Genomic DNA, 16,937 nt, shown 5'->3' with positions numbered 1-16,937 from the left:
TAACACCACATTAAGCCGCTGACCTGCCTGCCGACTTCCGTTTAGGGCGATCTGACACCCCCGGGTTCCATCACAATTTGAACCGGCATGATCTGGCCGATAGCGCAAACATATCCAGTTTCCTCACGTTTTTGCGAGAAATCCATGTCTTCCGGCCCGCTTTTCAGGCCCAGGGACGGGTCCTAAGTTCACCTCATCGCCAAGCCCGGCACCGAAAGCACTCGGACAGCTCGGGCGGTACTACGGTTCGAACATGAGGACTGAGATATGAAAATCATTGCATCCCTTGCTGGCGCCACCGCGATTGCCGCGGCCTTTGCCTCGCCTGTTTTCGCGCAGTCGGAAATTGCCACCGGAGCGAACGCCACGGGCATTTCCAACGTCAACGAGCAGATGAAAGACGTCGAGGAAGCCGTTCGCGACGATTTCGACCGCTCCTCGGACGCCTATCGCTTCGGCAACCCCGAGCAGCGTCAGGGTCTCTATGGCTCGGTCGCGCTGAGCTACATCGGTCGCTCGGGCAACTCGGAAAACCAGGACTTCACCCTGTCGGGCCGCCTGTCGCACAACCAGGGCCAGTTCTCGCAGTCGGTTGGCCTGCTGCTTGAGTACGGCGAAAACAACGCCGGCGACAAAGACACCGAGAAGACCTATGTCATCTACGAAGGCATGTATAACATCAACGACCGCTTCTATGCCTTCGCGCTTGGCCGTCTGGCCACCGACTCGCTGGCAGATGATCCGGTCAGCCTTGCCAATGACGAGACCTTCTCGGATCTGGATGGCCGCCTGAAGCGTGACGCCTACTTCGGTGTTGGTCCGGGTTACCGCATCATCAACAACGACCAGACCGCATGGCGCGTTCAGGCCGCTGTCGGTATCCGCTACACCAAGGCGGTTGAAGCCACGCAAAGCCCGACCGCACCGCTGGAAGGCACGATCGCCTACGACTCTAACACCGAGGCTGGCTATCTGCTGTCGTCGCGCTTCTACCACAAGTTCAACGACCAGTTCTTCCTGACCAACGACACCGACTATCTGACCTCGGACAGCAGCGATGTCGCGACCAACGAACTGGGCCTGAACTTCAAGATGTCGGACGCTTTCGCGACCCGCGTCTCGTATAAGACGGAATATCAGTCTGAGCGTGCGATCCGCACCGACAACACCCTGGGTGTGTCGCTGGTCTACGGCTTCTAACGGAAATTCCCTCTCTCTCTTTACTGGGCGGCCTTCGGGTCGCCCATTTTTGTGAGAATCCGGGGGAAGGGGTGGCGGGAACCGCAGCAACCGTGGCAGCACAGGTTTCCCCGAAAGCCTGGATATCCAGGTGGGCGCCAGATAACGGAACCAGGGCTCCGACAGAGCCAGCCCCCTCGGTGAAATTATAGGCCAGTGGAAAAAATGGCCGCACACGCGAAGAGCAGAAACCCGCCAGCACCGTAGATAGGGCCGCAGCCAGTCTGCCGCAAGGGTGCGCGGGCACGGGGCAGGGGGTTGAACAATGTTTCCTTTTCGTTCACCTTGGTCCGATGGATGAGAACCTGCCCGCCAAACCCGGCCAACGCCTTCAGCGCGGCGTCTCGCGCATGCTGGCCTCGCTGGGGCATGCGCCACTCTCTGAATTCGTTCCAAGTGGTGGGCTGCGCATCGACGTGATCTCGGTTTCGCCCAAGGGCGAGATCTGGGTGGTCGAGTGCAAAAGCTGCCGCGCCGATTTCATCGGAGACCGGAAATGGCAGGGCTATCTGGAATTTGGCGACCGCTTCTTCTGGGCGGTCGATTGCGATTTTCCGACCAACCTGCTGCCCGAGGGCAGCGGCCTGATCCGCGCCGACAGCTGGGGGGCCGAGATCGAGCGCATGGCCCCCGAATCGCGTCTGGCAGCGGCGCGGCGCAGTCGCATTCTGCGCGACATCGCACGCGTCTCGACCGGCCGCCTGCTGGCGCTGACTGACCCGATGGGGATCAGCGCTTCGGTTTCTTAGACGACTTGCCGCCGCCTTGCCCCATCGCACGCGCGGCCTCAGCGGCCGCCAGCAGCTCTTCGGCGATCTCAGCGGCTTCATCGGGGTCGAAATCCAGCGGAAGATCGACGCCGTCACCTTCGACATAGATGCGCACCATCCCCCGGTCGGTCGGACCGATCTGCAGATTGGCCGCGATTTCGCTTTCGTTATTGATGCCCATGGAAGCCTCCAGAATTGAGCATCCTGATTAGCCTGACTGCAGAATTACGACAAGACACCCTTGCGTCCTCTGACAGGGGGCGATAGATACCGCGCCAGTGCCGCCTTAGCTCAGTTGGTTAGAGCGCTAGATTGTGGATCTAGAGGTCGCCCGTTCGAGACGGGCAGGCGGTACCATCATCATCCTTGAGTTTTCAGTGGGTCGTCGCCGGGCCCGTTTTGCCCGCGTCTCAGCCCCGTTTGCGCGTCCAGAATCTGTAGGCCAGCGTCATCAGCAGGGTGACGACACCAAGGATCAAGACCACGCTGAGGATGATCAGGCCGCGACCGCTCCGCATTCAGACGCGCCCTCGGGGCGTCTGTGAACCCACCCTGCTACCGGTTTGATTTTCCGTCACTCTTCGCTCCATGGGATTGAAAAGCAATGGTCGCTCGGGAAGGATGCGTCTGGCTTGCCGCCGCAAACCCCGACCTGTTTTTCCGAATTCCGGGGAACAATGCCTGCCGAAGATCGTTTGATAAGTATGAATTCCCGAATTGCATGAAGGAGATCACGAGATGAGCAAAGCCGAAGATGATGCACGCGATCTGGCTAATGACGCGAAAAACGCGGCCAAAGACGTAGCCGATGATGCGCGTCAGGCTGCGCGGACTGCGCGTGATCGTGGCGAGGACCTGGTGCAGTCGGCCAAGGAAAAAGGTGCCGAAATGGCGGATGACATGCGCCACAGCGCGCGTGAGCATCTGGACGCCGTCCGCCGCAAGGGCGAGGAGTATTACGAAGCCGCCCGCGAATATGGCAGCGAGATGGCCGACCGCGCCCGAAAAGAGGCGGATCATCTCTATCGTCGTGGCCGTCGCCAGGCCGATGAGGTCGCGGCCTATGCCGAGGATCGCTATGACGAGGTTTCGGACATCGTGCGCCGCAACCCCGCGCAGGCTTTGGGGATCGCCGCAGGTGTCGGCTTCCTGATCGGCCTGCTGATCGCCGCGCGCCGCTGATCGCAAGATGATGTTCGACTATGCACGCAGGATGCGCCTTGCGCTTGAAGATACCGCGCGGCGCATAGGTCAGAAGGCGGCAGCCGGAGTGGTTGCCGCCATCGGAGCGGGCTTCCTGCTGGCTGCCCTGTGGACTTGGCTGGCCCATCATCTGGACTGGGGTTCGGCTGTGGCCTCGCTGGTGCTGGGTGCGGTCTTCGTCATCCTGGGCCTCGGTGTCATGCTGGGGTCGGGCAGGGTGCGACATCGCCCTCCGACGCCGCAGGATCTGCGAAACGAGTTTGAGGAAAAGCTGGGCATCGCCACCGATGTCGTCATTGGCCGGGTCAGCGACCGGGTCGGGCAGACCGTCGACCGGGCGCAGGCGAAGGCCAGCCAGTTCGTGAACGAGGCCGAGAACCGGCTGCATTCCTTTGCCGATACCGTCTCGTACCGGGCGGACCGGTTCGCCGAAACCACTGAGCATAAGGTCCAGGACCTTGCGGCCCGCGTGGGCGAGACGGCAGCGAAGGTCGGGCTGACCTCGGAGAACGCCCGGAAAGTGGGAGAGCAGGTCTCGGAGAAGGTCGAACAGGCCAAGGCCAGCAATCTGGCCGCCGTGGCCCCCGTCATCGGGGCGTTCGCGGTGGGCATGACGCTGGCGACCCGTCTGCAAGGCTGGCGTCACCGCGACGATGATCTGATCGACGAGGAGGACGATTTCGACGACGAATATGACGAAGACTTCGCCCTCGATGACTTTGACGATCACGCCTATGCCTATGAGGATGACGACCTGCCTCGGCCTAGTCGTGGCTATAGGTCGCGTCGCGACCCGGATTGGGTCTGACGGTCGCTAAATGAAAAGGCCCGCCTCACCGGCGGGCCTTTTGTCTGTCTGAAGCGGCGCGGATCAGGCGTTGGCTTCGCGGATCTTGTCGGCTGCGTCCTTGTCATAACCGACGCCGACCTTGTCGAATAGCTGGTCCAGCTCACCCGAGAGGGTCATCTCGGTGATGATGTCGCAGCCGCCGACGAATTCGCCTTTGACGTAAAGCTGCGGGATGGTCGGCCAGTCCGAGAATTCCTTGATCCCCTGACGCACGCCGTCATCGGCAAGCACGTTCACGTCGCGGAAATTGACGCCCATATAGTTCAGCACTCCGGCAACGCGGCTGGAGAAGCCACATTGCGGCATTTCCTTGGTGCCTTTCATGAACAGGACGACGTCATTGTGGTCGATAGTGTCCTGGATCTGCTGGCGAACATCGGTCATTCTGGCTTCCTCGGAAAGCGGCCTCACTCGGGGGCCTTGGTGGTCAGTGCGAGGGCATGCAACTCGCCATTGGCGCCGTCCATCTTGCCCTGCAGCGCGGCATAGACCGCACGTTGCTGCTGAACCCGGTTCAGACCCCGGAAGCTTTCGTCGATCACCTCGGCCGCGTAGTGATTGCCGTCTCCGGCAAGGTCCGTGATGGTGATCTTGGCGTTCGGGAATGTCGTCCGGATCAGGGCTTCAATGTCATGGGCTTCCATGGCCATGGCGTTACCTTTCGCTAGTGGGTCAGATGTAGGTGAAGGCACATGCTGCCGCAAGATCGCTTGGCACGCTCCTTTGCCGCGCCCCGGCCAATTCATCTGGGCAAGGGCAGGGGTAAAAGGGCGATGCAGCCACCTTGTCCGGGCAGATGACAGTCACGCTGTGAAGGCTTCGGCTAGGCATTCGGGATCCGGATATTTCAGCAAGTTCAGGCAAGGTTCGGCCATTGGCCGCGCTTTGGCAAGCCACGCCGGCCCGCCAGAAGGCTTTGTCCGACCAAAGGGTCACGGGGATAGTTGAAGCCAGCCCCCAAACCACCCGCGACTCAGGGGTCGAGCGATTCCTTTTCCGCACCGATCCGAAGCCGGATCAGCGGGGCGGGCAGGGTGGTCTGGCGGCCTGCCGGGTCAGCTTGCGGCTGATTTCACGGCAACATTCCCCGAAATTGACCCGGATGGCGGGTCGGAGAGGCAGCTTGATGAAGGTTCTGTAATATACAGTTTAGTTATTTGAATAAACTGAATAAAAACACGGTTTTGCCGTGACTGTCAACCCCTGAGAGACAGCCCTCGAGGCAAGCAATAAAGTTGCAGAGAAAATAATATTCCAGCGAGGAAAAAATTTCTTACCGTTTCTTGCGTGGATGGATTACTTTTTGCCATGCCGGTCCGACCTGCTGTCAGCGGGCTTAGGGAGAGCCAATGCTGGCGCGCAACAACGGTTGGAACGGCTGCCACGAGTAAGCCGGTCTCGAAGAACAAACCGGCACCACATAGGGAGCGCGCGTATGGAAAGAACCACTGCCTTCTTTGCCGACCAGGTGTCGCTGGATCAGGTTGTCCAAAACCTGATCTATGCCTCTGGGACGGTAGGGGCACTGATGGTCGTTGCAGGTCTTTTGATGATCGATGCGGGGACGACAAGAAGTGCCAACCTTTACAACTCCACCATTGAGAAAATGGTGGGGTTTTTTGTTGGCTTCGCCACGTATTTCGTTCTGGGTTTCGGTTTCTGGGCCAGCCAGTACTACATCATGGCCGGCGGAACGATGATGGACTCGCTGAAGGACTGGTGGTTCTTCGGCGTGCTCTCGAACTCGCATGCGCAGAACGTGGATCCGGCGATTTTCCCCGGCGTGAACACGTTCCAGATCTTCATCTTCTTCCTGGCCACCTTCGCCGGGATCATCAACGTACTGCTGCATTTCGCCGTGTCCGAGCGGATGAAGGCCTCGGCCTATTACGTCACCTGCGTGGTGGCGACGGCGGTGTCTTCGGTGCTCAGCTGGGCCGTCTGGGGCTCGGTCGGGCCGCTGACCAATGCGGGCTTCCATGACTTCTTCGGCATCGGCTTCGTCTACATTTTCCCGACCGGCATCGCGCTGGTTCTGGTGCCGCAGCTCGGCAAGCGTCCGGGCATGTTCGCGCCGCATCCGAAGGTGCAGGTCTACCGCGCGCCCTCGATTGGCTTGGCCGCGACCGGCCTGATCACGATCTTCTCGGGTCTGCCGATGGTCATTCTGTCGTGCCTGTTCTTCGTGGCGCCCGGCGCCTATGCGATCTCGGTCACCATGGCCGACACGAGCCTTGGCATCGCGCTGAACAACTACGCCCTGTCATGGGCGGGTGGCGCAATCATGGGCGCGCTAATCTCGTACCGGACCAAGAATTACATCTATCTGCTGTTCGGTCCGCTGGCGGGCTATGTCTCGGGTGCGCCGGGCTTTGACGTCTATCTGCCCTGGCAGATGTTCCTGGTGTCGCTGGGCGCGCCGATCGCGTCCTGGCTGGTCTATGACTTCACCTCGAAGCGCGAGATCGACGAGCACAAGTTGTTCCCGCTGTTCATCGGTGCCGGTCTTTACGCGCTGGTCATGGTGGGTCTGCTGAAGGGCGGCACGCCGCATGGCGGCTATTGGGGCATCGAAGAGGGGCCCTATGCCTATCAGCATGGCGCGATCAGCCTGCTGATGCAGCTTGTGGGCTTTGCGCTGTGCCTCGGCACCGGCATCGTCACCGGGCTTGTGCTGACGGTGATCCTGAAGGCCACGACCGGTCTGCGGGTGCCCGAGGAAGAGCAGGCCGAAGGTCTGGATAAGCTGCGCTGGAACCTCGACAATGACGGTGAGCAGCCGGAGGTCCAGACCGATGTCTATGTCGCCAGCGAGAGCGTGGCTTTCCCGGCGAAGGCGTCATAAGGATCGTCTGAGCAAGAATAATGGTGCCTTCGTCCTGAACCGGGGCGGAGGCATTTTCCATTTGCGAGGGTGGGTTTTGATGTCAGATCGATAAATGTGATAATCTGTATTATGTAATTTATATTCATGATACGGTTGCCATTCCTTAAGACAACGTCTGTACTAGGTAAGCTTTGAAAACACCCCGTCCACGTCGATCATATGGAATAGCGAATGAACGTCTGCCTTGCTCCTCGTCCTGTGGTGTTCGACCTTGACGGAACGCTGATCGACAGCGCGCCGGATATCCACGCCGCCGTGAACGCCGTGCTGCGGGAAAACCGGATCGCGCCGCTGACGCTGGATCAGGTGCGCAGTTTCGTGGGTGGCGGCGTTGAGATGCTGTGGCACAAGATCATTCGTGCGACCGGGATCGAGCCCTCGCGACAGCAATCGCTGATCGCCTCCTTCATGACGCGTTATCACGATGCGACGGGCCTGACGCGGCTCTATCCGGGTGTACTGGAGGCGCTCGGGATGTTGGCGGATCGCGGCTATCCCTTGGGCATCTGCACCAACAAGCCGCTGGGGCCGACGCGCGCCGTGCTTGATCATTTCGGCCTGACGGGCCTATTCGGCACGGTTGTCGGCGGTGACAGCCTGCCGCAGAAAAAGCCCGATCCTGCGCCGCTTCGGGCGGCTTTTGTCGCTCTCGGGGCCGATCCGACGCAGCCGCAGGGCATCTATGTGGGCGATAGCGAATTCGACGCCCTTTGCGCGGCAAACCTGCCCGTGCCCTTTCTGATCTATGCACATGGCTATCGCCGAACCCCGCTTGCCGAACTGCCCCATGCCGCGCAATTCAGCCATTTCAATGAGCTTCCTTTGCTGGTCGAAGGCCTTCAACTGGCCTGACCTCGCGCATTTCAGATATCGACCTTGCGCCCACCAGCCGCTAGTTTCGACCTCGCCACCAATGTTGAGGGACTGCCATGGATATCCGCCAATTGACCCCGGATCTTGCCGTTTCGTCGCAGATCCAGCCCGAGGACCTGGCCGGTCTGGCAGCCGAGGGCTACCGCGTCCTGATCAACAACCGCCCGGATGAGGAAGTCGGCACCGACATCGACAGCGATGCCATGCGCGCGGCGGCCGAGGCAGCGGGCCTGAGCTATTACTTCAATCCCTTCACCCCCGGTCAGATCACGCCCGAGATGGTGGCGCTTCAGGCCGAGGCGCTGGCGCAGGACGGCCGCAAATTCGCCTATTGCCGCTCGGGCAACCGCTCGACGGTACTCTGGGCGCTGACGCAGGCCGGGCAGCAGCCGACGGATGATCTGGTCGATGCCGCAGCCCGGGTCGGATACGATATTTCTGGCATCCGCCCCCTGATCGAGTCTCTGGCCCGCTAGGCGCAGATGTCGCTTCGACCGGCCCAACGCTGGCGGGCCTTCCGCAGCCACCCCGAGAGATTGTTTCCCATTCTGGACTGGGGTCGGCGCTATGATCTGCCGACCTTCAGCGCGGATCTGCTGGCGGCGGTGATCGTCACGATCATGCTGATCCCGCAATCTCTGGCCTATGCGCTGCTGGCAGGAATGCCCGCACAAACAGGGCTTTACGCTTCAACATTGCCGTTGATTCTCTATGCGGTGCTGGGCACGTCGCGCACGCTGGCGGTGGGTCCGGTGGCGGTGATCAGCCTGATGACGGCCGCTGCCGTGGGCGAGGTCGTGCAATCGGGTGCCGCCACGCATGTCGAGGCAGCGGTCATCCTGGCCTTCATGTCCGGGTTGATGCTGCTGGCGATGGGATGCGTGAAGCTGGGTTTTCTCAGCGCGTTCCTATCACATCCGGTGATCGCCGGGTTCATCACCGCCAGCGGTATCCTGATCGCCGGGTCGCAGATCAAGACCATCCTTGGCATTCCCGGCAAGGGCCAGACCCTGCCCGAGATTGCCCTGTCGATCTGGGAAGGCTTGCCCGCGATCCAGCCGGTCACCACGGGCATCGGCATCGGCGCGATTGCCTACCTGTACCTCAGCCGGACGCGGCTTTCGGGCTTTCTGAAGGCGCGCGGGATCGGCGGCCATCTGGCGCAGATCATCACCCGCATCTCGCCAGTCGTAGCCATCGCGGTGACCACGCTGATTTCATGGGGCTTCGATCTGGGCGCGAAAGGCGTGCCGGTCGTCGGGGCCATTCCCGCCGGGCTGCCCGCGCCTAGCTGGCCGCTGATGGACGCCTCGGTCTGGACGCAGCTGGCGCTGCCCGCGCTGATGATGTCGATCGTGGGCTATGTCGAGACGGTGTCGGTGGCCCAGACCCTTGCCGCCCGGCGTCGCGAGCGGATCGACCCGGATCAAGAGATGATCGCGCTTGGTGCCTCGAACATCGGCGCGGCGGTCGCGGGCGGATTTCCGGTTACCGGCGGCTTTGCCCGCTCGGTCGTCAATTTCGATGCCGGGGCGCGGACGCCGGCAGCCGGGGCTTTCACGGCCCTTGGCATGATGCTGGCCACGCTGACGCTGACGGGGCTGCTCTATCATCTGCCGCAGGCGACGCTGGCGGCGACGATCATCATTGCGGTCCTCTCGCTGGTCGATCTGCGCGCCCTGCCCCGCACCTGGCATTATTCGCCCGGCGACGGTGCCTCGATGCTGGTCACCATCCTTGCGACGCTGCTGCTGGGCGTGGAAACGGGCATCATCACCGGTGTCGTGCTGTCGCTGGCGCTGCACCTTTACCGCTCCTCGCGCCCGCATGTTGCAGTGCTGGGTCAGGTGCCGGGGACCGAGCATTTCCGCAACATCGACCGCCATGATGTCGTCACCGCGCCCGATGTGCTGTCACTGCGATTCGATGAAAGCCTCTATTTCCCGAATGCCCGCTTTCTGGAGGACACGATCTATGACCGCGTCGCCGCCGAGCCGCGCATCCGTCACGTCGTCCTGAACTGCGCCGCGGTCAATGCCATCGATTCAAGCGCGCTGGAGGCGCTGGAGGCCGTCAACAGCCAGCTTTCCGACGCCGGGGTGAAGCTGCACCTCTCGGAGGTGAAGGGGCCGGTGATGGACCACCTGCGCCGTTCGCATCTGTTGGAGAATTTGACGGGAAAAGTGTTTCTGACACAGGTCGACGCCATGCGCGCGCTGTCCCCGGACCTGACGCATCAGACCTGCGCCCGCGCCAGATGCGAGACCGCCCGCGATCACCGCGGCCGCATAGGATAGGGAACCAACTGGATTCCCGGCAGTTTCCAACCTGCAACCCGTGAAACTGCGGGCTGTCAGGGAAAGGAAAACTGCATCATGAATTCGATCATCTATCTCGTGGGCCTTGTGGTCGTCGTTCTGTTCATTCTGGGGATGCTTGGCCTGCGGTAACGCAATCCTTGCGATTGGCGCTGGCGTTTTCGGCCCTTCTGCGTTACGGGGGCGCAATCTCTGAAAAGGCCAGTTTCTGATGGACATTCGCAATATCGCGATCATCGCTCACGTTGACCACGGCAAAACGACCATGGTTGACCAGCTTCTCAAGCAATCCGGTTCCTTCCGCGAGAACCAGGCCGTGGCTGAACGCGTCATGGACAGCAACGACATCGAGCGCGAGCGCGGGATCACGATCCTTGCGAAAGCGACCAGTGTCGAATGGAATGGCACCCGCATCAACATCGTGGATACGCCCGGCCACGCCGACTTCGGCGGCGAGGTCGAGCGGATCCTCTCGATGGTCGACGGCGTCTGCCTTCTGGTCGATGCCGCCGAAGGCCCGATGCCGCAAACCAAGTTCGTGACCTCGAAAGCTCTGGCGCTTGGCCTGCGCCCGATCGTGGTGCTGAACAAGGTCGACAAGCCCGCAGCCGACCCTGATCGCGCGCTGGATGAGGTGTTCGACCTGTTCGCAAACCTTGGCGCGAATGACGAACAGCTTGATTTCCCGCATCTTTATGCCTCGGGCATCGGTGGCTGGGCGGATAACGACCTCGACGGTCCGCGCAAGGATCTGTCGACAATGTTCGAACTGATCGTCAAGCACGTGCCTGCGCCGAAGCAGACCGCCAAGATCGACGAGCCCTTCCAGATGCTGGCGACCACTCTGGGCGCCGACCCGTTCATCGGGCGCATCCTGACCGGCCGCGTCGAATCCGGCCGTGCGAAAGCGGGCGACACCATCAAGGCGCTGTCGCGCGATGGCGAACGCATCGAGCAGTTCCGCGTCTCCAAGGTTCTGGCCTTCCGCGGCCTGACCCAGCAGCCCATCGACGAAGCCGTTGCCGGTGACATCGTCACCATCGCAGGCATGTCGAAAGCGACCGTGGCCGATACGCTGGCCGCGCTGGAGGTCGAGACCGCCCTGCCCGCGCAGCCCATCGACCCGCCGACCATCAGCGTCACCTTCGGCATCAACGACAGCCCTCTGGCTGGCCGCGATGGCAACAAGGTGCAGTCGCGCGTCATCCGCGAGCGTCTGATGAAAGAGGCCGAAACCAACGTCGCGATCAAGGTCGAAGACACGCCCGGCGGCGATGCCTTCATCGTCTCGGGTCGTGGCGAACTTCAGATGGGCGTGCTGATCGAAAACATGCGCCGCGAAGGGTTCGAGCTGTCGATCTCGCGTCCCCGCGTGATCTTCCGCGAAGAAAACGGCGAGCGTCTGGAGCCCATCGAGGAAGCGATCATCGACGTCGATGACGAATATACCGGTGCTGTGGTCGAAAAGCTGACCGGCGCTCGCAAGGGTGAGCTGGTCGAGATGAAGCCTGCCGGTCACGGCAAGACCCGCATCGTGGCCCATGTCCCCTCGCGCGGCCTCATCGGCTATCAGGGCGAATTCATGACCGACACGCGCGGCAACGGCGTGTTGAACCGCATCTTCCACAGCTGGGCCCCCTACAAGGGCTCGATTCAGGGTCGCCGTCAGGGCGTTCTGATCTCGATGGAGAACGGGGTTTCGGTCGCCTATGCGCTGTGGAACCTGGAAGAGCGCGGCAAGATGTTCATCGGCGCGCAGGAACAGATCTATGAGGGCATGATCATTGGCGAGCATTCGCGCGACAATGACCTTGAGGTCAACCCGCTGAAGGGCAAGAAACTGACCAACGTCCGCGCCTCGGGCACGGATGAAGCAGTTCGCCTGACGCCGCCCGTACGCATGTCGCTGGAAGAGGCCATCGCCTATATCAACGACGATGAGCTGGTCGAGGTCACGCCGAAGATCATTCGTCTTCGCAAGCGTTATCTTGATCCGCATGAGCGCAAGCGCCAGTCGCGCAGCGAGGGTTAAGCGGTCAGACCTATTCCCGGCTTTTGATTTCGCAGAAAACTGGTAACTTGTTGGAGACCCAGCAGGATTAGTGCCATGTCGCCTCAAGGTAATGTTTACCAGAAACTGATATCAGCCGCACAAGAAGAACTCGGCAAAACCGGGGTTATTCCCGGTTCTGCCAAGGAACTTTCCCATCTGGCTGGCCTGAGCGAACAGGACGTTCAGGACAATTTCGGCTCGGTTCAGGATTTGCGTGACGGCCTGATTTATCAGGGAATCACCATGCTGAACGACCGGCTGCGGGAAGGTCTGGTCGAATCCGATCCCAATGATCCCATCGCCCAATTGAATTCCATGGCGGTAAGCTATGCAAATTGGGCTTATGAAAATACCGCGCTGCTGACCCTTATTACGCATGGAATGGCACAGCCCATGCAAGAGGACAGCACGCTATATCGCTTCAATATCTCGATGCGTGATCTGTTGCGGCGGAAATTGCAGCATATGCAAAGTTTGGGGATCCTTTCTCAGGATGCCGATCTGAATGTGCTGATGGTCGCGCTGCATTGCATGATCAAGGGCGCGAATACGATGTTCATCGTCGGGCCCGGCGATCGCTGGTTTCAGGATGACAGCCACGATGTGCGGGCCACCGTCACCAGCATGTTCGCACAATTCCTGCAATGGATGGTTCTGGCCAACCCGGGCAACGCCGAGTGAACCGGCCCGGCACCCCGTCGCGGGCGCGGGCCGAGATCTTCAGATCTGTTTTTCCGGCAGGTTGACGACCAGCCCGTCAAGCTCTTCGGTGACGGTCAGCTGGCAGGTCAGGCGCGAACGCTCGGGGTCGGGCTGCCAGGCGAAATCCAGCATATCCTCTTCCATCGGGTCCTTGGCGGGCAGCTTGTCGACCCATTCGGGCGCGACATAGACGTGGCAGGTCGAACAGGCGCAGGCGCCGCCGCAATCGGCGTCAATGCCGGGCACGCCATTGTCGCGTGCGCCCTCCATCACGGTCATACCGGGTTTCACGTCGATTTCGTGGACGGTGCCGTTGTGCTCGATATATGTGATCTTGGCCATGGGTGCCTTCCTTTTCCGCCAGACGCAGATAGGTCATTGCGACGGGCAAGGAAAGCCCCCTGCAGCCTTCATGCAAGCGAGGCGCGCGTCTCGGCCCGCAATGCGTAAAGGTTCGAAAGCAGGATGACCCCTGCCCCGATGACGACCCACAGATCGATGCCTTCGTCGTAAAGCAGATAGCCCACCGCCGCGATCAAGGGCACGCGCAGGAAGTCGACCGGCATGATGATCGTCGCATCCAGCCGCCGCAGCGCCTGTGCCAGACAGAAATGCGCCGAAAGCGCGCCCGCGCCGGCCAGCAGGATCCAGGGCCAGGTGCTCCAGTCGATGGGCTGCCAGTCGGTCAGCGCCGACAGCAGCCCCAGCGGGGTCTGGATCAGCATCATCCAGACGACGATCGCCCCGGCCGAGCTTTGCCGCGACAGACGCTTCACCAGCACGATCGATAGCCCATATCCAACCGCCGCCAGCAGCACCAAGCCTGCCGCCGGATCGACCGTGCCCATCCCCGGACGCACGATCAGCACGACGCCCAGAAATCCGCCCAGCGTCGCAAGGAGGCGCGCAGTCGAGATATTCTCGCCCAGCAGCGCCCAGGCAAAGACCGCGACCCAGATCGGCATGGTGAATTCCAGCGCAAAGACCGAAGCCAGCGGCAGCATCACCACGCCGATGGTCCAGAAATACTGCGCGATGAAATGCACGATATTGCGCAGCAGATGGCCACGGAACTGGCGCATCTGCCGGATCTCGGGCCAGACGCGATGGGCAAAGACTGCCACGATGGCCAGCCCCACCAGCGCGCGGAAGAACAGGACCTGCCGGATCGACATGCCCTGCGCCATCTCGCGCGAGGCAACGGTCATGCCGATGAACGAGGCAATGGCCCCGGCCATCCAGATGATTCCGTTGACGGAGGCGCGCGGCGATCTGGTCATGGTTGTCCCCCGGTCAGAGGGCGGGGCCGCCGAACGGCCCTGCCCGCTTCAGACCTTGCGCAAGGCGATGACCGCGTTCAGCCCGCCAAAGGCGAAGGCGTTCGACAGTACCGCCGAGACTTGCGCCTCACGCGCCTCGTTCGGGACGATGTCCAGCGCGCATTCGGGGTCCGGCTCTTCATAGCCGATGGTGGGTGCGATGATGCCATCCCGCAGCGCCATGATGCAGGCCAGCATCTCGACCGCGCCGGTGCCGCCGATCAGATGGCCGTGCATGGATTTGGTCGAGGAAATCATCAGCCGGTCGGCATGAGGGCCAAAGGCATGCGCGACGGCCGAGCATTCGGTCTTGTCATTCGCCGCCGTCCCGGTGCCATGGGCGTTGATATAGCCCACCTCCTCGGGGTTCATATGCGCGTCCAGCATCGCACCGGTGATCGCCCGTTCCGCCCCGATGGCCGAGGGCATGACGATGTCCTGCGCGTCCGAGGACATGGAGAACCCCACAACCTCGGCCAGTATATCGGCACCGCGCGCGACCGCATGCTCCCAATCCTCGAAGACGAAGACGCCCGCGCCCTCGCCCTGCACCATGCCGTTGCGGGTGGCCGAGAAGGGGCGGCAGGCGTCCTTCGACATCACCCGCAGCCCTTCCCAGGCCTTCACGCCGCCAAAGCACAGCATCGATTCCGAGCCGCCGGTCAGCATCACCACCGCCGCGCCCGAGCGCACCATGTTGAACGCTAGCCCCATCGCATGGTTCGAACTGGCGCAGGCCGTGGCCACGGTGAAACTGGGACCCAGCAGCCCGTATTCCATGCTGACATGAGACGCCGCCGCGTTGTTCATCAGCTTCGGCACGACGAAGGGATGGACGCGGTTCTTCCCCTCTTCATAGACGGTGCGGTAGTTCTCGTCCCAGGTGTTCACGCCGCCCGCAGCCGTGCCCAGAATGACACCCGCGCGCAGGCCCAGCTCTCCCTCGAAGATCAGGCCCGCCTGCTCGACCGCCTGACGCGCAGCCAGAAGCGTGAACTGGGTGAATTTGTCATAAAGGACGATCTGCTGGCGGTTGAAATATTCCTCGGGGTTCCAGCCCTTGACCTGCCCGCCGATATGGATCGCCAGCCGGTCGACATCGCGAAACTCCAGCGGGCCGATGCCGCAGCGGCCTTCGCGCATCGCCTCGAAGGTCGAGGGCACGTCGCGGCCAAGCGCATTGACCGTGCCCATGCCGGTGATCGCGACGCGGCGCAGGCCGCCGGCGTTCCGCCCCATGATGACCCGCCCGATCATGGCGCGGGCCAGCGTCGTGGCCTTCTTGACCTTGCCGGGCTTCTTGGCCGGGTTCGCGGGCTTGCGGCGCTTGGCGTTCATCCCTTGGCCGCGACCAGCTTTTCGACCGCCGTGACGATCGAGCCCAGCGTCGAAATGTCGAAATCCGAATTCTCGGGCTCATTCGCGTTGAAGGGGATGGTGATGTCGAAGGCCTCTTCGATGGCAAAGATCGACTCAACCAGACCCAGGCTGTCGATGCCCAGATCCTGCGGCGAGGCCTCGAGTTTCAGTTCAGCGGGGTCGAGCATGGCCTGTTCGGCAATGATTTCAAGGATCCGCGTGCGAAGGTCTGTGGACATCCGGGCCTCCATTCAGCTTTTGTCTCGGGCGGTGTTTTCAATCAGTTTCATGACGCTTTCGCGAAGCTCTGCCACCTGCGCATAAAGTCGCGGCAGACGGCGGATGTTCTTGTTGGCCTCGATCTGCGTCTCCATCTTGACGGCGGGGCTGCCCAGAAGCACGCGGCCTGCGGGCGCATTGGTGAAGATCTTGGTGGCACCACCCGCAATCACATCGTCGCCGACGAAGATATTGTCCGAGACGCCGACCTGCCCGCCCAGCACGACGCGATTGCCGATCCGGGCCGAGCCTGCGATGCCCACCAGCCCGCAGAGCAGGCAGTCGTCACCGACGACCACATTATGGCCGATCTGGACAAGGTTATCGATCTTGGTGCCATTGCCGACGGTCGTCGCGCGGATCGTGCCGCGATCGATGGTCGAATTCGCGCCCATCTCGACATCATCGCCCAGAACCACGCCGCCGAGGGAATGGATGCGCGTCCAGTGCTGCTCGCGCAGGTCCGCGCGTTCGCCCAAAGTGTCGCGGATCTGCTCGACGCCGGATTTCTCGGGCGTGACGAAGGAAAACCCGTCGCCGCCCACCGATGCGCCAAGGTTCAGCACCACGCGGTCGCCGATCACCACCTCATGCGCGATGCGCACACCCGCATGGATGGTGGCGTCGCGCCCGATCACGGTGTCGCGGCCGATGCTGACATGGGGGGCAATGCGCGCGCCCTGCCCCAGCCGGACATTCGCGCCAATCACCACATAGGGGCCGATGGCGGCATCATCCGGGATCTCGGCAGAGGGGTCGATCACCGCAGTCGGATGCACGCCCGGTGCAAAATCCGGCCCCCGGTCCATCGCGCGCGTCAGCCCCGCCATGGCAAGGCGCGGACGCCCCACCAGAACCGCAGCCTCAAGGCCCAGAGCCTCGGGCTCCATGCCTTCGGCCAGCAGGGCCATGCCGCCGCGCGGCAGTTTCTGCAGATAAGCGGCGGAGGTGGCCAGCGCGATCTGGCCCGGCTGGGCCTGCCCCGCTTCAGCCGCGCCGCTGATCTCAAGCGCGCCATTCCCCCAAAGATGCCCGTTCAGCGCCTTTGCAAGCTCGGCCATGGTTAAGGTCATCGGGTTCCCCTT

The 16,937-nt window shown here is 62.0% G+C and carries 18 protein-coding genes and 1 tRNA gene; 11 read left to right on the top strand and 8 right to left on the bottom strand.

Annotation, left to right across the window (positions count from 1 at the left end; genetic code table 11):
* Window positions 1-267 precede the first annotated feature (267 nt).
* Both IQ24_RS01570 and IQ24_RS01565 read left to right on the top strand, forming a co-directional pair.
* Window positions 268-1,200 (top strand): DUF481 domain-containing protein, encoded by a 933-nt coding sequence (locus IQ24_RS01570; RefSeq protein WP_145395951.1) that lies wholly within the window; start codon window positions 268-270, stop codon window positions 1,198-1,200.
* A gap of 332 nt (window positions 1,201-1,532) precedes the next feature.
* Window positions 1,533-1,988 (top strand): MmcB family DNA repair protein, encoded by a 456-nt coding sequence (locus IQ24_RS01565; protein ID WP_145395950.1) that lies wholly within the window; start codon window positions 1,533-1,535, stop codon window positions 1,986-1,988.
* Here IQ24_RS01565 and IQ24_RS01560 read toward each other — a convergent pair.
* Window positions 1,969-2,190, bottom strand: coding sequence for a DUF6324 family protein (locus IQ24_RS01560; protein ID WP_145395949.1), 222 nt, complete (start codon window positions 2,188-2,190; stop codon window positions 1,969-1,971). The two genes, IQ24_RS01565 and IQ24_RS01560, sit on opposite strands and share 20 nt — an antisense overlap.
* A 99-nt stretch (window positions 2,191-2,289) precedes the next feature.
* On the opposite strand from IQ24_RS01560, the gene IQ24_RS01555 reads away from it, so the two are divergent.
* The 3 genes from IQ24_RS01555 (at window position 2,290) to IQ24_RS01545 (ending at window position 4,020) form a co-directional block, all read left to right on the top strand.
* Window positions 2,290-2,366 (top strand) — tRNA-His (locus tag IQ24_RS01555).
* A gap of 381 nt (window positions 2,367-2,747) precedes the next feature.
* A complete protein-coding gene (locus IQ24_RS01550; protein ID WP_145395948.1) occupies window positions 2,748-3,191 on the top strand; it encodes an ElaB/YgaM/YqjD family protein in 444 nt (147 codons plus the stop codon).
* Between the two features lie 7 nt (window positions 3,192-3,198).
* Window positions 3,199-4,020 (top strand): phage holin family protein, encoded by an 822-nt coding sequence (locus tag IQ24_RS01545; protein ID WP_242007859.1) that lies wholly within the window; start codon window positions 3,199-3,201, stop codon window positions 4,018-4,020.
* Between the two features lie 63 nt (window positions 4,021-4,083).
* Here IQ24_RS01545 and grxD read toward each other — a convergent pair whose 3' ends face one another.
* The gene (gene grxD / locus IQ24_RS01540; RefSeq protein WP_145395947.1) at window positions 4,084-4,446 is read right to left on the bottom strand and encodes a Grx4 family monothiol glutaredoxin; all 363 of its coding nucleotides are present in this window, start codon (window positions 4,444-4,446) and stop codon (window positions 4,084-4,086) included.
* A gap of 23 nt (window positions 4,447-4,469) precedes the next feature.
* Window positions 4,470-4,712: a BolA/IbaG family iron-sulfur metabolism protein gene (locus IQ24_RS01535; RefSeq protein WP_145395946.1), complete on the bottom strand. Its 243-nt coding sequence runs from the start codon at window positions 4,710-4,712 to the stop codon at window positions 4,470-4,472.
* Window positions 4,713-5,497: 785 nt separating this feature from the next.
* Here IQ24_RS01535 and IQ24_RS01530 point away from each other — a divergent pair.
* The 6 genes from IQ24_RS01530 (at window position 5,498) to IQ24_RS01505 (ending at window position 12,874) form a co-directional block, all read left to right on the top strand.
* Entirely contained in the window at window positions 5,498-6,907 is a 1,410-nt protein-coding gene (locus IQ24_RS01530) for an ammonium transporter family protein (RefSeq protein WP_145395945.1), read from the top strand.
* Between the two features lie 213 nt (window positions 6,908-7,120).
* Window positions 7,121-7,801 carry a phosphoglycolate phosphatase gene (gph, locus tag IQ24_RS01525; protein ID WP_145395944.1) on the top strand — a complete coding sequence of 227 codons (681 nt, stop codon included), beginning with the start codon at window positions 7,121-7,123 and terminating at the stop codon, window positions 7,799-7,801.
* Between the two features lie 77 nt (window positions 7,802-7,878).
* Window positions 7,879-8,298 (top strand): protein tyrosine phosphatase family protein, encoded by a 420-nt coding sequence (locus IQ24_RS01520; protein ID WP_145395943.1) that lies wholly within the window; start codon window positions 7,879-7,881, stop codon window positions 8,296-8,298.
* 6 nt (window positions 8,299-8,304) lie between these two features.
* Window positions 8,305-10,119, top strand: coding sequence for a SulP family inorganic anion transporter (locus tag IQ24_RS01515; RefSeq protein WP_145395942.1), 1,815 nt, complete (start codon window positions 8,305-8,307; stop codon window positions 10,117-10,119).
* Between the two features lie 232 nt (window positions 10,120-10,351).
* Window positions 10,352-12,172, top strand: a complete 1,821-nt coding sequence (gene typA / locus IQ24_RS01510) for a translational GTPase TypA (protein WP_145395941.1) — start codon at window positions 10,352-10,354, stop codon at window positions 12,170-12,172.
* Window positions 12,173-12,247: 75 nt separating this feature from the next.
* Entirely contained in the window at window positions 12,248-12,874 is a 627-nt protein-coding gene (locus IQ24_RS01505) for a TetR/AcrR family transcriptional regulator (protein WP_145395940.1), read from the top strand.
* Window positions 12,875-12,913: 39 nt separating this feature from the next.
* Here the strand turns inward: IQ24_RS01505 and IQ24_RS01500 are convergent, their stop codons facing one another.
* From IQ24_RS01500 to lpxD, 5 genes are all read right to left on the bottom strand, one after another.
* Entirely contained in the window at window positions 12,914-13,237 is a 324-nt protein-coding gene (locus tag IQ24_RS01500) for a 2Fe-2S iron-sulfur cluster-binding protein (protein WP_145395939.1), read from the bottom strand.
* A 68-nt stretch (window positions 13,238-13,305) separates the two neighbouring features.
* Window positions 13,306-14,175 carry a DMT family transporter gene (locus IQ24_RS01495; RefSeq protein ID WP_145395938.1) on the bottom strand — a complete coding sequence of 290 codons (870 nt, stop codon included), beginning with the start codon at window positions 14,173-14,175 and terminating at the stop codon, window positions 13,306-13,308.
* A 48-nt stretch (window positions 14,176-14,223) separates the two neighbouring features.
* The gene (locus IQ24_RS01490; protein ID WP_145396130.1) at window positions 14,224-15,432 is read right to left on the bottom strand and encodes a beta-ketoacyl-[acyl-carrier-protein] synthase family protein; all 1,209 of its coding nucleotides are present in this window, start codon (window positions 15,430-15,432) and stop codon (window positions 14,224-14,226) included.
* A gap of 116 nt (window positions 15,433-15,548) precedes the next feature.
* Window positions 15,549-15,812: an acyl carrier protein gene (locus IQ24_RS01485; protein ID WP_145395937.1), complete on the bottom strand. Its 264-nt coding sequence runs from the start codon at window positions 15,810-15,812 to the stop codon at window positions 15,549-15,551.
* 12 nt (window positions 15,813-15,824) lie between these two features.
* Window positions 15,825-16,925, bottom strand: coding sequence for a UDP-3-O-(3-hydroxymyristoyl)glucosamine N-acyltransferase (gene lpxD / locus IQ24_RS01480; RefSeq protein ID WP_145395936.1), 1,101 nt, complete (start codon window positions 16,923-16,925; stop codon window positions 15,825-15,827).
* Between the last annotated feature and the right edge of the window lie 12 nt (window positions 16,926-16,937).

It is taken from the genome of Paracoccus sulfuroxidans, from assembly GCF_007830335.1.
GTDB classification, from domain to species: Bacteria; Pseudomonadota; Alphaproteobacteria; order Rhodobacterales; family Rhodobacteraceae; genus Paracoccus; species Paracoccus sulfuroxidans.
This window is presented reverse-complemented; position numbering and strand designations above follow the sequence as displayed.